Raw genomic sequence first — 13,495 nt, 5'->3', positions numbered from 1 at the left:
TTCCTCCTTACTGAGTGAGAAAAGAGGACTCAGACGAAGATGAAGTAGGTAGCGATACCGATGAAGGCGAGCGCCTCGGTGAACGCGATACCGATGTACATCAGGACCTGGAGACGGCCGGCCAGCTCGGGCTGACGGGCCACGCCCTCGATGGTCTTGCCGACGACGATGCCCACGCCGATGGCCGGGCCGATGGCCGCGAGGCCGTAACCGACGGTGGCGATGTTGCCGTTGATTGCAGCGATGTCCACGTTGTGTGTTTCCTTCCGTGATGGCGATCCGTGCGGGTGCGCGGATCGTTCTTAGTGTTCCTCGGCGACTGCCAGCTGGATGTAGACAGCGGTGAGCAGCGCGAAGACGTAGGCCTGCAGGACTGCGACCAGGATCTCGAAGAGCGTGAAGACGAACCCGAAGGCGAAGGTGCCGATGCCGAACAGGGCCCACCAGCCGCCCGCGGTGAAGAAGAAGAACGTCGTCGCCGTGAAGAACAGGACGAGCAGCAGGTGCCCGACCACCATGTTCATCAGGAGTCGGAGAGTCAGCGTGATGGGACGCAGGATGAAGGTCGAGACGAACTCGATCGGCGTCACGATGATGTACAGCGGCCACGGCACGCCGGGCGGGAAGAGCGCGTTCTTGAAGAAGTTCTTCGGGCTCTTCTTGATGCCCGCGTAGATGAACGTGATGTACGCGACGATCGCGAGCAGCAGCGGAACCGCGATCACCGACGTGCCCGCGATGTTCAGGAAGGGGATGATGCCGGTGATGTTGAAGAACAGCACCATGAAGAAGATGGTCGTGAGCAGCGGCAGGAAGCGACGTCCGTCCTTCTTGCCGAGCAGGTCCTCCGCGATGTTGACGCGGACGAAGTCGAGGCCCATCTCGACCACGGACTGGTAACGCCCGGGGATGAGGCGCATCCGGCGCGTGCCCAGCCAGAAGATGAGGAGGAGCGCGATCGTCGCGAGTACGCGGACGACGATGATGCGGTTGAACTCGAGGCCACCGATGGTGAACAGGGTCGGGGGGAAGAACTCGTTGATCGAGGGCCCGTGGAAGCTTCCATCATCGGAGCTTGCGGCCTGGACCAGCAGGTTCACAGCGTTAGCTAACAGCGCTATCTCCTGTTTCGGGGCGTCGAGCTCATGGCTCTCGCGACGACGAACGGTGGGTAACCCTGCACTACTCGCACGTCACGTGTTCTGAGCGCGAACGGGTGGGGGATCACTGACAACTCTACAAGAGTTTTCAGCCCATAACGAATTGGATACGGGTCAGCGCTTCTCACCCGGAAGGGTGACGTCGCTGGCGTACGGGACGCGCGACCGGAAGACTACGATCATGTCCACGACGAGCGAGCCGATCACCCCCGCGATCAGGCTCAGGAACAGCACGACCGGGTTGATCCAGGGCTGGTCGCGCAACAGGATCGCGAGCACCAGGAACAGCACGAACTTGACGATCCAGCCGCCCAGCACGATCCCGAAGAACAGCCCGACGAACAGGTCGGAGCCGATGAAACGGTTCGCGATCAGGATGCTCAGCGCGGTGATCGAGAGGAACACCGCCGCCATCGCCGTGCCGATGAGGGCGCTCGTCACGCCGATCCAGCCGGCGAACAGGCCGCCGAGCAGCATCCCGACGACGGCGATGACGCCGGCCAGGATCAAGCCGTAGCGCAGCACGTCGCGCAGGACGGGGTTGGAGGACGGCTGCGCGGGGGCGGCGTGGGTGCTGTCGGTCATCGGGACTCCTCGGTGAGGGCGGGTTCTGTCGTGGCGGCCGGGCGCTCGCTGGCGGCGTCGAGCTGGTCGAAGCGGGCGGTCTCCTCGGCCTCGCGGCTCCCCGCGGGTGCGAGCTCGGCGACGGCCTCGTTGGCCTTGCGGCGGCTCAGCGGTGCGAGCGTGAAGGCGGTGCAGACGACCAGGCCGATGGCGACGAAGACGATCGCCATCCAGTACGGGTCGAAGAAGAACAGCAGGCAGCCGATCGAGAGCACGGCCGTCCACGCGTAGAAGATGAGCACCGCGTGCAGGTGGGTGTGTCCCATGTCGAGCAGGCGGTGGTGCAGGTGCTTGCGGTCGGCGCTGAACGGCGACTTGCCCGCGCGCAGGCGCCGGATGACGGCGAGGCCGAAGTCGAGCAGCGGCACGACGAGCACGGCGAACGGCAGGATGACCGGGATGAACGCGGGCACCAGCGACGACTTGCCGAGGGTCTGCAGCGCCTCGGGGTTGATGGTGCCGGTCACCGAGATGGCCGAGGTCGCCATGAGCAGGCCGATCAGGAGCGCCCCCGCATCCCCCATGAACATCTTCGCCGGGTGCCAGTTGAGCGGCAGGAACCCCGCGCACGCGCCGACCAGGATCGCGGCGATGACGCCGGCCAGGCTGAAGTAGTTCTGCGGGCTGATCTCGCGCTGCAGCAGGTACGTGTAGACGAGGAACGTGCCGTTCGCGATGAGGGCGACGCCGGCGACCAGGCCGTCCAGGCCGTCGATGAAGTTGATCGCGTTCATCACGAGCACGATCGCGAACAGGGTGATGATGATGGACATCACCGGCGAGCCGACCGTCAGGCCGCCGATCGGCAGCGAATAGATCTGCACGCCGAGCCACGCGACGAGACCGGCCGCGACGAACTGGCCGGCGAGCTTCGTCATCCAGTCGAGGTCCCAGATGTCGTCGGCCACGCCGATCACGACGATCAGCAGGGACGCGCCCAGGATGGCGAGGATGGGCCCCTGGTCCGAGAAGATCAGCGACAGCACGCCGAACTGGCTCGACAGCAGCCACGAGACGCCGAACGCGACGAGGATGCCCAGGAACATCGCGACGCCGCCGAGCCGGGGCGTCGGCCGGGTGTGCACATCCCGGGCACGGATCTTCGGGTAGAGCCGGTAGCGCATCGCCAGCTTGTAGACGACGAACGACATCCCGAAGGTGATGACCGCCGAGATGAGCGCGAGGGCGAGGAGGAGGGTCACGGGTCAGGCGTCCGAGGGCACGGCGAGGGCGTCGCCGACGACCTCCCGCAGCTGGTCGACCGAGACCACGCCCTGGCGGAGGATGCGCAGCCCGCCCGACCCGGAGGCCAGGGCGGTCGCGTCCACGATCGTCGAGGACGAGTCCTTGCCCTCGACACGCTCGTAGGCTGAGCCGGCCTCTCCCCCGTCGAGGTAGACGGAGATCGAGTCGCCGAGCATCGCCTCGGCCTCGGCGGCGGTGCGCGCGGCGGGACGGCCGGTCAGGTTGGCGGACGACACCGCGAGCGGCCCCGTCTCGGAGAGCAGCTCGAGCGCGATAGTGTCCTTCGGCATCCGGAGGGCGACCGTGCCCTTCGTCTCGCCGAGGTCCCAGACCAGCGACGGGGATGCGGGCAGCACGATGGTGAGGCCGCCCGGCCAGAACGCCTGGACCAGCGCATCCACCTCGTCGGGCACCCGCTCGGCGAGCGCGGCCAGCGTGGGGATGCCGGGGACGAGCACGGGCGGCGGGGACTGGCGTCCGCGACCCTTCGCGTCGAGGAGGCGCTGCACGGCGGCGGGGTTGAAGGCGTCGGCCGCGACCCCGTAGACGGTGTCGGTGGGGATGACGACGAGTTCGCCGCGCCCGATCGCCGCCCGGGCGAGACGCATGCCGGTGAGCAGTTCGGAGTCGACCGAGCAGTCGTAGATGGGAGCCATGACGGCTCCAATGATAGCCGGGGCATGGAGGGCGAGACTGGGAGGACGATACTGGAGTCGATGGATGTCTACTTCTTCGACTGCGACAAGACGCTCTACGACTACGACTTCCACAAGCGGCTCCCGAAGCTCGCGGAGCTCGGACGAGTGAGCCAGTACCGGCTCGCGTCGTCCTGGTGGGCGGGCGGATTCGAGCGCGCGGCGGAGATCGGCGAGTACTCCACCAGCGAGGAGTACCTCGACGCCTTCGCCGAGGTGACCGGCGCGCGGCTCTCCCTCGCCCAGTGGCAGGAGGCGCGGAAGGCCGCGATGACGCCCATCCCGGGCGCCATCGCCGCCCTGCACGAGGCGGCGGGGCTCGGCACGGTGTCGCTGCTGTCGAACAACCCGATCCCGTTCAAGGACTCGCTGCCCGTGCTCACCCCGGAGATCGTGGACGTGCTCGGCGGGAACGACCTCGTCTCCGCCGTGCTCGGCGCCCGGAAGCCCGAGCGCCGCATCTACACGCGCGCGCTCGGGCGGTACGGGGTGAAGCCGGAGGACGCCATCCTGTTCGACGACTCGATCGCGAACGTGGAGGGCGCCCGCGAGACGGGCATGCACGCCTACCACTTCGTGAAGCGCGACGACGGCACCTTCGACACCGACGGCATGCGCGACGCCATCCACGCCTTCGCGAACCGCCTCCGCTGACTGCGCCCCCTCCCCCTCCGTCGAGTACACGAATAGTGCACGCGACACGCCGCGCGGGCGTGCACTTTTCGTGTACTCGACGGAGGGGCGCTGGCGCTCGGGTCAGCGGCGGCCGGCGGAGCGGCGGAAGAGCCAGGCGGCCCAGACGTAGGCCGCCGCGATGATCAGCGCGCACCAGCCGACGGCCCACCACAGGTCGGAACCGGGATCGCGGCCGAACAGGAGCGACCGGATGGTCTCGATGATCGGCGTGATGGGCTGGTTCTCGGCGATCCACTGCAGCCAGGTCGGCATCGTGTCCGTCGGGACGAACGCGCTCGAGAGGTACGGCAGGAAGAGCAGCGCGAACCCGTACCCGCTCGCGGCGGTCGGGCTCTTCGCCGCTAGCCCGATGCCGGCGTAGAGCCAGGTGATCGCCAGGATGAACAGCGCCACGACACCGAGCGCCCCCGCCCGCTGCAGGGCGTTCGCCGTCGGACGGAAGCCGACAAGCAGGGCCACCGCGATGACGACGCCGGTCGCCACCAGGTTGCGCAGCAGGCTGGCGACCACGTGGCCGGTCACCACGCCGCGCGAGCGCAACGGCATCGTACGGAAGCGGTCGACGATCCCGTCGCTGAGGTCGCGCGCGACGTCGACGGCCGTGCTGGAGGCGCCGAAACCGGCGCACAGCAGGATGATCCCGGGCACCACGTACTGCACGTAGCCGCCCTCCGCATCCAGCGCGCCGCCGAACACGAAGGTGAACAGCAGCATCAGCATCACGGGCAGGACGATCGCCATCGTGAGCGCTTCGACGTCGCGGAGCGAGTGGCGGATGCCGCGCCCGACGAAGACGACGGTGCTCGTCAGCGGCGTGACCGGGCGCTCGGGGCGGGTGGGGACGGTGAGGGCGGTCATCGGACGGCCTCCTTCTCGGTCTCGTGGTGTGTGGTCTGCTGGGCGGCCGCCTGCTGCCCGGCCGCCTGCTGCCCGGTCAGGGCGAGGAACGCGTCGTCGAGCGAGGGCTTGCGGATGGCGATAGATGCGCCGGGCACGGCGAGCGCGTCCAGGTCGTCGATCGCGGCGCGCAGCGCATCCACGCTGCCGTCCGTCGGGAGCTCGCGCACGATGTCGCCGCGGGCGTCCCGCAACTCGACGACCTCGCCGCCGACCTGCGCCTTGAGCTGGGCGGCGGTACCCTCCGCGACGATCGTTCCGTGGTCGAGCACGGCGATCCGGTCGGCCAGCTGGTCGGCCTCCTCGAGGTACTGCGTGGTCAGCAGGATGGTCGTCCCCCGCCGGGCGAGGTCCTGGATGATGTCCCACAGCGTCTGCCTGCTGCGCGTGTCGAGGCACGTGGTCGGCTCGTCCAGGAAGATGACGGGCGGTGCGGCGACCAGGCTGAGCGCGAGGTCGAGCCGGCGCCGCATCCCGCCCGAGTAGGTCGACACCCGCTTCCGTGCCGCGTCGGCCAGGTCGAACCGGTCGATCAGCTCGTCGCTGCGCCGCCGCGCCACGGCCGCGCTGAAGCCGGAGAGCCGCGCCATCATCCGCAGGTTCTCGGCTCCCGTCAGCACGCCGTCGACGGCCGCGGCCTGGCCGGTGACGCTGATCGAGGCCCGGACGCCGTCCGGATCAGCCGCCAGGTCGTGCCCCGCGATGGTCACAGAGCCGGCGTCAGGCCGGACGAGCGTGGACAGGATGGTGATGAGAGTGGTCTTGCCCGCTCCGTTCGGGCCGAGCAGCGCGAACACGCTCCCCGCCTCCACGCGCAGGTCGATGCCGTCGAGGACGGTCTGCGCGCCGAACGCCTTGCGCAGCCCCGTCACCTCGATCGCCGGTCGGTTCATGGTGTTCCCTTCGACTGTGTGTCTCGTAAACTGTTTATGCCGCATACGGTTGTTTAAGTGATACACAGTTCTAGGATGGGTGTCAACACTCCGTCGGAAAGGGCGCCGAACATGGCCGAAGACGTCGAAGAGGCGCTCCCCCGCGCCGTCGCGCTCAGCTGGGGCGTCGCCGAGCACCCGCAGCGCGGCCCGAAACGCGAGCTGAGCATCGAGCGGATCGTCGACACGGCCATCGAACTCGCCGACGCGGAAGGACTCGGCGCGGTGTCGATGAGCCGCATCGCCGGGGAGCTCGGCTTCACCACCATGTCGCTCTACCGCTACGTCACCAGCAAGGACGACGTGCTGGCGCTGATGCAGGACGCCGTCTGCGCCCTCCCCATCCCGCCCGACGACGGCCTGACGAACCGCCCCGCGGGCGGCGATGGCGCTCATGACTGGCGCGGCGGACTGCGGCGCTGGGCCATGGCCACGATCGACGTGATGCGGGAGCACCCGTGGTTCCCTGACATCCCGATCAGCGGCATCCCGCTCATGCCGAACAACCTGGCGGTGCTCGACTGGGGGCTGCGCGAGATGCGGACGCTCCCCCTCACCGACGCCGAGAAGATGTCGACCGCGCTGCTGCTGTCGTCCTACGCGCGCGCCGTCGGCATCGTCGAGCGGGATGTCACCCGGGCGCGCCAGGCGGACGGGCCGCCCGCCAACGGCGAGGCGTTCACGCGGGCGCTGTCCGAACTCGTGACGCCCGAGCGGTTCCCAGACCTGGGGCCGCTCGTCGCGACGGGTGCGTATGCGGACGCCGACGGCGGCGAGCAGGACGACTTCGCGTTCGGGCTGGACCGCATCCTCGACGGGATCGAGCGCTACATCGCCGACCGCGGCGGGGCGCAGCCGCCCGCCGCACCAGAACCGCTGCCGGAGCCGGCGCCGCGGGACAAGGCCGTGCGCGAGGCCGCGAAGGCCCGGCGCGAGGCGGAGTCGAAGCTGCGCGAGGCGCGGAAGCGCGAGCGGGAGGCCATCGAGCGCGCCCGGGAGCGGGCCGCGCGCTGACGCCTCACCGCTGCGGAGCCTCCCGGGGAGACGCTTCCCGCCGAGACGGTTCCCGCCGCCTCAGATGTAGATCGCCGGGTCGATCCAGGTGTCGCCCGGGATCTGCTCGTGCCCCGAGCGCGGCCGCGGATGCGCGGGCACGCCGACGAGCAGCGAATTCGGCGGCGCGTCGCGCGTGACCACCGCATTGGCGCCGATCACCGAGTGCTCGCCGATCGTGATCGCTCCGAGCACCTTCGCCCCCGCGCCGACGGTCACGCCGTCGTGCACAGTGGGATGCCGCTTGCCGTGCCCGCTCCCCCGGCCGCCCAGGGTCACGCCGTGGTAGAGCATGACGTCGTCGCCGATCCACGTCGTCTCGCCGATCACCACGCCCATCCCGTGGTCGATGAAGAACCGCCGCCCGATGCGCGCGCCGGGGTGGATCTCGACGCCCGTCAGGAACCGCGTGAACTGCGACAGGAACCGCGCGGGTGTCCGGAGCCCCGCCCGCCACAGCCGATGGGCCACGCGGTACGACCAGATGGCGTGCAGCCCGGAGTAGGCGACCGCGATCTCGAAGGACCCGCGCGCGGCGGGGTCGTGCCGGCGTGCGTTGCGGAGGTCCTCGCGCGCCCGGAAGATCGGCACCCCGGTCAGTCCAGCAGGTCGGCCCACAGCGGCGTGGAGATGTAGCGCTCCCCGGTGTCGCAGACGATCGCGACGATGGTCTTGCCCGCGTTCTCCGGCCGCTTCGCCACCTGCAGCGCCGCCCAGATGATCGCACCGGACGAGATGCCGGCGAGGATGCCCTCCTCGCTGGCGAGGCGCTTGGCGACGTCGAGCGCGTCCTCGAGCGACACGTCGACGACCTCGTCGTAGATCGTGGTGTCGAGGATCTCGGGCACGAAGTTGGCCCCGATCCCCTGGATCTTGTGCGGACCCGGGTTCCCGCCGTTCAGGATGGGCGAGTCCAGCGGCTCCACGGCCACCACCTGCACCTCGGGCTTGCGCTCCTTGAGCACCTGGCCGACGCCGGTGATCGTGCCGCCGGTGCCGACGCCGGCGACGAAGATGTCGACGCCGCCGTCGGTGTCCGCCCAGATCTCCTCGGCGGTGGTGGCGCGGTGGATGGCCGGATTGGCCTCGTTCTCGAACTGGCGCGCCCAGATGGCGTTGTCGGTCGTCTCGACGATGCGCTTGGCGGTCTCGACCGCTCCGCGCATCCCGTCGGCGCCCGGGGTCAGCTCGACCTTGGCGCCGAACGCGCGCATGACCACGCGGCGCTCCTTGCTCGCCGTCTCCGGCATCGCGAGGATGACGGTGTAGCCGCGGGCCGCCCCCACCATCGCCAGGGCGATACCGGTGTTGCCGCTGGTCGCCTCCACGATCGTCCCGCCGGGACGCAGAGCGCCCGCCTTCTCGGCCGCGTCGATGATCGCGACGCCGATGCGGTCCTTCACGCTGGCGGCCGGGTTGTAGAACTCGAGCTTCGCGAGCACGGTCGCGTCGAGACCCTCCGTGAGCCGGTTGAGCCGCACGAGCGGCGTCCGTCCGACGGCCTCGGTGACGTTGTCGTAGATCTGTGCGGACATAGGTCTCTTCCTCGTGCGGGTGGCGGTGGATGGGAACGCGTCACCACTCTAGACGCCGAGACCCGGCACGGAACCTGTGTGACGGGACGGTAGGCTCGTCGGGCGATGACCCCCACAGCGCCCACCCCCTCTCCGCTTCCCGGCTCCGCATCCACCCCCGTCCCGGCCAGGACCCTCCGCGACGACGCGGTGGGCGTGCTGGCGCGCGCGGGCGTCCCGGACCCCGAGGTGGACGCCGAGCTGCTGCTCGCCCACGTGCTCGGCGTCGGCCGGGGCCGGGTGCAGGCGCTGATCGTGATGGATGCGGAGGTCGACGGCGCCGACGTCGAGCGGATGCGCGCCTTCGTCGAGCGCCGGGCCGCGCGGGAGCCGCTGCAGCACATCACCGGCCGCGCGCCGTTCCGGTCGCTGGAACTGAACGTCGGTCCCGGCGTCTTCGTGCCGCGGCCGGAGACGGAGCAGGTCGCCCAGTTCGCGATCGACGCGTTGCGCGCCGTCCCATCGCCCGAGCCGGTTGGAGTGGACCTCGGGACCGGCAGCGGCGCGATCGCGCTGGCCCTGGCGACCGAGGTGCCGCACGCGCGGATCTACGCGGTCGAGAACTCCCCGGAGGCGTACATCTGGGCCCGCCGCAACATCGACGAAGTGGGGGCGACCAACCTGACGCCGGTGTTCATCGACCTCGCCGACGCGCTGCCGCAGCTCGACGGCACGGTGGACGTCGTCATCTCCAACCCGCCCTACGTGCCCGACGACGCCATCCCCCGCGACCCCGAGGTGCGGCTGCACGACCCTCACGCCGCGCTGTACGGCGGCCCGGACGGCCTGGATGTGGTGCGCACGATCTCACGCGTCGCGCAGCGCCTCCTCCGCCCCGGCGGCACGCTCGTGCTCGAGCACGGCGAGCTGCAGGGCGCCGCGATCCGTGACCTCCTGACCGCCGACGGCTGGCGCGCCGCCGCCACCCACCGCGACCTCACCACCCGCGACCGCGCCACCACCGCCCTCCGCTGACCCGCGCCGCGGCTCCCGTCGCGCTCCGGGCGTCCCCCCTCCGTCGAGTACACGAAAAGTGCACGCCGCGACGGCGTTTCCCGTGCACTTTTCGTGTACTCGACGGTGGGGGCGCGGGCGATAGGGGAAAGCGGGTCAGTCGGCGAGGTTGGTGAGGCGGGTTTCCTCGTCTAGGTGGATGTTCGAGTCGATGACGGGGTCGAGGGCTCCGTTCATGACGGCGTCGAGGTTGTAGGCCTTGTAGCCGGTGCGGTGGTCCGCGATGCGGTTCTCGGGGAAGTTGTAGGTGCGGATGCGCTCCGAGCGGTCCATCGTGCGGATCTGGCCCTTGCGGAACTCGGCCGCCTCGGCGTCCGCCTCCTCCTGCTGCCGGGCGAGCAGCCGGGCGCGCAGCACGCGCATCGCCGCCTCGCGGTTCTGCAGCTGGCTCTTCTCGTTCTGCATCGAGACGACGATGCCCGTCGGCACGTGCGTGATGCGCACCGCCGAGTCCGTCGTGTTGACCGACTGACCGCCCGGGCCGGACGACCGGAACACGTCGATCTTGAGGTCGTTCGGGTTGATCTCGACCTCCTCCGGCTCGTCCACCTCGGGGAACACGAGAACACCGGCGGCGGACGTGTGGATGCGGCCCTGCGACTCCGTCGCGGGGACGCGCTGCACCCGGTGGACGCCGCCCTCGTACTTGAGGTGCGCCCAGACACCCTCGGCCGGGTCGGAGGAGTTGCCCTTGAACGCGACCTGCACATCCTTGATGCCGCCCAGGTCGCTCGAGGTCTGCTCGATGATCTCGGCCTTCCAGCGCTTGGAGTCCGCGTAGTGCAGGTACATGCGCAGGAGGTCGCCGGCGAAGAGTGCCGACTCGGCGCCGCCCTCCCCCATCTTGATCTCCATGATGACGTCGCGGCTGTCGTTGGGGTCGCGCGGGATGAGCAGCCGGCGCAGCTTCTCGGACGTGTCGGCGACACTCTGCTCGAGCCCCGGGATCTCCTCGGCGAACGCCGCGTCCTCCGACGCCAGCTCGCGGGCGGCCTCGAGGTCGTCGGACAGCTGCCGCCACTCGTTGTAGGCCGCCACGATGCGCGAGAGCTCGGCGTAGCGACGGTTCACCTTCTTCGAGCGGACCGGGTCGCTGTGCAGCTCCGGGTCGGACAGCTGGCGCTGGAGGTCGTCGTGCTCCGCGATGAGGGTGTTCACGGACTCGAACATGGGGTCTTCTTTCTGGCGGGGAGGCGGCCGGGAAACGACGAAGCGCCCGCCCGCCGTGCACAGGGCACGGCGGACGGGCGCTGATCGCAGCTAGCGGTGGTCGTTCTCGTGGCCGTGCGAGTGCGCGGTGCCGTGGCCGTTGGTCGGCGCGGGCATCGATTTCTGCACCTGCATCAGGAACTCGACGTTGCTCGAGGTCTCCTTCAGCCGGCCGAGGACGATCTCGAGCGCCTGCTGCTGGTCGAGCCCGGCGAGGGCGCGGCGCAGCTTCCAGGTGATCTTGACCTCGTCCTGGCCCATCAGCATCTCCTCGCGGCGGGTGCCGGAGGCGTTCACGTCGACGGCCGGGAAGATGCGCTTGTCGGCCAGCTGACGCGACAGGCGGAGCTCCATGTTGCCGGTGCCCTTGAACTCCTCGAAGATGACCTCGTCCATCTTGGAGCCGGTCTCGACGAGCGCCGACGCGAGGATGGTGAGCGAGCCGCCGTGCTCGATGTTGCGGGCGGCGCCGAAGAAGCGCTTCGGCGGGTACAGCGCCGACGCGTCGACACCACCGGAGAGGATGCGGCCCGACGCGGGAGCGGTCAGGTTGTACGCGCGGCCCAGGCGGGTGATCGAGTCGAGCAGCACGACCACGTCGTGGCCCAGCTCGACCAGGCGCTTCGCGCGCTCGATGGCGAGCTCGGCGACGGTCGTGTGGTCCTCGGCGGGACGGTCGAAGGTGGAGGCGATGACCTCGCCCTTGACCGTGCGCTGCATGTCGGTGACCTCTTCGGGCCGCTCGTCCACCAGCACCACCATGAGGTGCACCTCGGGGTTGTTCGCCGTGATCGCGTTCGCGATCTGCTGCATGACGATCGTCTTGCCGGCCTTCGGCGGCGCGACGATGAGACCGCGCTGGCCCTTGCCGATCGGAGCGACCAGGTCGATGATCCGCTGGGTCACCTTGGTCGGCTCGGTCTCGAGGCGCAGGCGCTCCTGCGGGTAGAGCGGCGTCAGCTTGCCGAACTCGACACGGGTCGCCGCCTCCTCCGGGGTCTGGCCGTTGATCGAGTCGACCTTCACCAGCGCGTTGTACTTCTGACGGCTGTTGTTCTCGCCGTCCCGCGGCTGGCGGATGGCGCCGACCACGGCGTCGCCCTTGCGCAGGTTGTACTTCTTGACCTGGCCGAGCGAGACGTAGACGTCGCTGGCGCCCGGCAGGTAGCCGGTGGTGCGGACGAAGGCGTAGTTGTCCAGCACGTCGAGGATGCCCGCGACGGGGATGAGGACGTCGTCCTCGGTCAGCTCCGGCTCGAACTCGTCGCCGGCGGGGCCGCCGCGGCGCTTGCGGTTGCGGTCGCGGTAACGACCGCCGCGCTCGCCCTCGGCCTGGTCGTTCAGCGGGTTCTGGCCGCGGTTCTGCTGGCCCTGCTGGCCGCCCTGCTGCAGGTCCTTCGGCTGGCCCTGGCCCTGCTGGGCGCCCTGAGCCTGCTGGCCCTGGCCCTGCTCGTTCTGCTGGCCGTTGTTCTTGTTGCGGTTGCGGTTGCGGCGGTTGCGGCCGGTGCCCTGCTGCTCGGTCGAGCCGGAGTCGTCGCCCTGCTGCGCGTCCGCGCGGCCGTCGGTCTGCTCCTGCTGCGGCTGCTCGGCGGTCGGGGCGCCCGCGGCGTCCTGACCCTGCTCGCCGTTCTGGCCGCCCTGGCCGCGGCCGCGGCGACGACGGCCGCCGTTGCCCTGGGCCTGGTCGGCGTTTTGCTGGCCGCCGTTCTGCTGGCCGTTCTGCGGCCCACGGGCCTGCTCGCGGGAGGCGAGGGCGGAGTCGAGCAGCGCATCCACGTCGGGGATGAGCGAGTCGACGCCGGTCGCGCCGGAGTTGACGTGCGAGCCGGCCGCCACACCGTTGCCGGTGGCGGTACCGGTGCCTGCGGCGGTACCGGTGCCGGTGGCGATACCGGTGCCGTCGGGGCTGCTGACGCGGCGGGAGCCGCGGCGGCGCGGCTCGGTGGAGCCCGCGTCCGCGGTGGTCGGAAGCAGCGGGTCGCCCACGGTGGGCTCGACGCGCTCGGCGCCGGCCGGCTCGGCGATGAGCGGCTCGGCGATCAGCGGCTCGGTGAGCACCTGGGACGCCGCGGCGGGCTGCGCCGCCTCGTCGCCGAAGCCCTCGAGCTGCACCGGCTCGGCGGCGTCGGCCGGAGCGGACGCCGCGCGCGCGGCGGCGATCGCCTCGACCAGCTCGCCCTTGCGGAGCCGGGTCGCGCCCTGGAGCCCGAGCCCGGCGGCGAGAGCCTGCAGCTCCGCCACCTTGAGGCCGGTCAGGTCGCTGGTGTCCACGCCCCCGGCGTGGAGTTCGACATCAGTCACGGAAGAGGATCCTTTCCCCCGGCGCGTCTTCGCGCGCCGTCTGTGAAGCTTCGCCACATGAACTGCCGGTACGTGCTGCGTTCTGATCCGCGCGA

Annotated in this window: 14 protein-coding genes; 3 read left to right on the top strand and 11 right to left on the bottom strand. The window is 70.2% G+C overall.

The window, feature by feature from the left end:
- Nucleotides 1–29 precede the first annotated feature (29 nt).
- The 5 genes from atpE to J2W45_RS01105 form a co-directional block, all read right to left on the bottom strand.
- A complete protein-coding gene (atpE, locus tag J2W45_RS01125; protein ID WP_064111451.1) occupies nt 30–251 on the bottom strand; it encodes an ATP synthase F0 subunit C in 222 nt (73 codons plus the stop codon).
- 51 nt (nt 252–302) lie between these two features.
- On the bottom strand, nt 303–1,100 hold the full coding sequence (gene atpB, locus J2W45_RS01120; RefSeq protein ID WP_310128288.1) for a F0F1 ATP synthase subunit A: 798 nt from the start codon (nt 1,098–1,100) through the stop codon (nt 303–305).
- Nucleotides 1,101–1,274: 174 nt separating this feature from the next.
- Nucleotides 1,275–1,745, bottom strand: coding sequence for a hypothetical protein (locus J2W45_RS01115; protein WP_310128287.1), 471 nt, complete (start codon nt 1,743–1,745; stop codon nt 1,275–1,277).
- On the bottom strand, nt 1,742–2,986 hold the full coding sequence (locus J2W45_RS01110; protein ID WP_310128286.1) for an MraY family glycosyltransferase: 1,245 nt from the start codon (nt 2,984–2,986) through the stop codon (nt 1,742–1,744). Before J2W45_RS01110 ends, J2W45_RS01115 begins: the two co-directional genes overlap by 4 nt.
- A gap of 3 nt (nt 2,987–2,989) precedes the next feature.
- A complete protein-coding gene (locus J2W45_RS01105; protein WP_310128284.1) occupies nt 2,990–3,685 on the bottom strand; it encodes an L-threonylcarbamoyladenylate synthase in 696 nt (231 codons plus the stop codon).
- A 60-nt stretch (nt 3,686–3,745) separates the two neighbouring features.
- On the opposite strand from J2W45_RS01105, the gene J2W45_RS01100 reads away from it, so the two are divergent.
- Entirely contained in the window at nt 3,746–4,378 is a 633-nt protein-coding gene (locus J2W45_RS01100; protein ID WP_310128282.1) for an HAD family hydrolase, read from the top strand.
- A gap of 102 nt (nt 4,379–4,480) precedes the next feature.
- Here the strand turns inward: J2W45_RS01100 and J2W45_RS01095 are convergent, their stop codons facing one another.
- On the bottom strand, nt 4,481–5,278 hold the full coding sequence (locus tag J2W45_RS01095; protein WP_310128280.1) for an ABC transporter permease: 798 nt from the start codon (nt 5,276–5,278) through the stop codon (nt 4,481–4,483).
- The gene (locus tag J2W45_RS01090; protein ID WP_310128278.1) at nt 5,275–6,210 is read right to left on the bottom strand and encodes an ATP-binding cassette domain-containing protein; all 936 of its coding nucleotides are present in this window, start codon (nt 6,208–6,210) and stop codon (nt 5,275–5,277) included. Before J2W45_RS01090 ends, J2W45_RS01095 begins: the two co-directional genes overlap by 4 nt.
- A gap of 111 nt (nt 6,211–6,321) precedes the next feature.
- Between J2W45_RS01090 and J2W45_RS01085 the strand changes: the two genes are divergently transcribed.
- Nucleotides 6,322–7,263 carry a TetR/AcrR family transcriptional regulator C-terminal domain-containing protein gene (locus J2W45_RS01085; protein WP_310128277.1) on the top strand — a complete coding sequence of 314 codons (942 nt, stop codon included), beginning with the start codon at nt 6,322–6,324 and terminating at the stop codon, nt 7,261–7,263.
- Nucleotides 7,264–7,323: 60 nt separating this feature from the next.
- Here the strand turns inward: J2W45_RS01085 and epsC are convergent, their stop codons facing one another.
- Entirely contained in the window at nt 7,324–7,893 is a 570-nt protein-coding gene (epsC, locus tag J2W45_RS01080) for a serine O-acetyltransferase EpsC (RefSeq protein WP_310128275.1), read from the bottom strand.
- Nucleotides 7,894–7,898: 5 nt separating this feature from the next.
- Nucleotides 7,899–8,837 carry a cysteine synthase A gene (gene cysK, locus J2W45_RS01075; protein WP_310128273.1) on the bottom strand — a complete coding sequence of 313 codons (939 nt, stop codon included), beginning with the start codon at nt 8,835–8,837 and terminating at the stop codon, nt 7,899–7,901.
- A 105-nt stretch (nt 8,838–8,942) separates the two neighbouring features.
- Here cysK and prmC point away from each other — a divergent pair, with 105 nt between their 5' ends.
- Nucleotides 8,943–9,851, top strand: coding sequence for a peptide chain release factor N(5)-glutamine methyltransferase (prmC, locus tag J2W45_RS01070; protein ID WP_310128271.1), 909 nt, complete (start codon nt 8,943–8,945; stop codon nt 9,849–9,851).
- Nucleotides 9,852–9,986: 135 nt separating this feature from the next.
- On the opposite strand, the gene prfA is transcribed toward prmC, so the two are convergent.
- Both prfA and rho read right to left on the bottom strand, forming a co-directional pair.
- Complete coding sequence (gene prfA / locus J2W45_RS01065) at nt 9,987–11,060, bottom strand: peptide chain release factor 1 (RefSeq protein WP_310128269.1); 1,074 nt, start codon at nt 11,058–11,060, stop codon at nt 9,987–9,989.
- A gap of 90 nt (nt 11,061–11,150) precedes the next feature.
- A complete protein-coding gene (gene rho / locus J2W45_RS01060) occupies nt 11,151–13,400 on the bottom strand; it encodes a transcription termination factor Rho (RefSeq protein ID WP_310128267.1) in 2,250 nt (749 codons plus the stop codon).
- Nucleotides 13,401–13,495 lie beyond the last annotated feature (95 nt).

This window comes from Leifsonia shinshuensis (genome assembly GCF_031456835.1).
GTDB lineage: Bacteria > Actinomycetota > Actinomycetes > Actinomycetales > Microbacteriaceae > Leifsonia > Leifsonia shinshuensis_C.
Note: the sequence above shows the minus strand (reverse complement) of the source record. Positions and strands in the feature narration are given on the sequence as shown.

Bases quoted from the DNA above. Each gene is read 5' to 3' on its own strand.
- J2W45_RS01115 (WP_310128287.1), bottom strand. From the start codon at position 1,745: ATGACCGACAGCACCCACGCCGCCCCCGCGCAGCCGTCCTCCAACCCC.
- J2W45_RS01105 (WP_310128284.1), bottom strand. From the start codon at position 3,685: ATGGCTCCCATCTACGACTGCTCGGTCGACTCCGAACTGCTCACCGGC.
- J2W45_RS01100 (WP_310128282.1), top strand. From the start codon at position 3,746: ATGGATGTCTACTTCTTCGACTGCGACAAGACGCTCTACGACTACGAC.
- J2W45_RS01095 (WP_310128280.1), bottom strand. From the start codon at position 5,278: ATGACCGCCCTCACCGTCCCCACCCGCCCCGAGCGCCCGGTCACGCCG.
- J2W45_RS01090 (WP_310128278.1), bottom strand. From the start codon at position 6,210: ATGAACCGACCGGCGATCGAGGTGACGGGGCTGCGCAAGGCGTTCGGC.
- J2W45_RS01085 (WP_310128277.1), top strand. From the start codon at position 6,322: ATGGCCGAAGACGTCGAAGAGGCGCTCCCCCGCGCCGTCGCGCTCAGC.
- cysK (WP_310128273.1), bottom strand. From the start codon at position 8,837: ATGTCCGCACAGATCTACGACAACGTCACCGAGGCCGTCGGACGGACG.
- prmC (WP_310128271.1), top strand. From the start codon at position 8,943: ATGACCCCCACAGCGCCCACCCCCTCTCCGCTTCCCGGCTCCGCATCC.
- prfA (WP_310128269.1), bottom strand. From the start codon at position 11,060: ATGTTCGAGTCCGTGAACACCCTCATCGCGGAGCACGACGACCTCCAG.